The organism is Psychrobacter sp. T6-1 (genome assembly GCF_052258445.1).
The window spans coordinates 1-570 of sequence record NZ_JBQQFC010000786.1; the positions used below are offsets into that span (position 1 = coordinate 1).

The 570-nt window shown below is 42.5% G+C and carries 1 protein-coding gene and 1 pseudogene; both read left to right on the forward strand.

The window, feature by feature from the left end:
- Positions 1 to 228, forward strand: a pseudogene (locus ACTXGO_RS15975) (ABC transporter permease); the annotation flags it as partial.
- Between the two features lie 49 nt (positions 229 to 277).
- Positions 278 to 570, forward strand: a 293-nt coding sequence (locus ACTXGO_RS15980; RefSeq protein ID WP_443575213.1) for a MetQ/NlpA family ABC transporter substrate-binding protein, incomplete at its 3' end; no start/stop codon positions are given.

Here is a 570-nt window from a genome sequence, read left to right on the forward strand (position 1 = left end):
CGCTCAGGGCTGGTTTTGTCAGTGACGATTCTCTGTATCAGTCTGCTGTCTTATTCGGCAGCAGCAGGTATGATTGGCGGCGGCGGTCTGGGTGATTTAGCCATTCGTTATGGCTATTATCGCTATCAGACTGAGGTCATGGTATTTATCGTCATTATGTTATCGATTATGGTGATATCCATCCAAGCCTTTGGTAACTGGCTTGCGACGCGTTTAGACAAGCGATAAAACAATAGTATAAATGCTGTATTTAATTCATGACTACTAAGGATAAATTATGAAATTTAACGATATTAGCCGTCAATTGGCACTTGGTTTTGGCATCGTTGGCGTATCAGGTTTGGTACTAGTTGGCTGCAACAATTCATCAGCGCCAGAAGCGACTAAAGAAGCGCCTGCTACCTCTGCTAAAGCCAGCAATGACAGTGATACTCAAAAAAGCAAAATCATTATCGGTACAACCGAAGGTGACTTTGCCGATATGGTACGTAATCAAGTTAAAAGCTCGCTAGAAGCGCAAGGCTATGAGGTTGAGCTGATTACTTTTACTGATTATGTTCGTCCAAATTT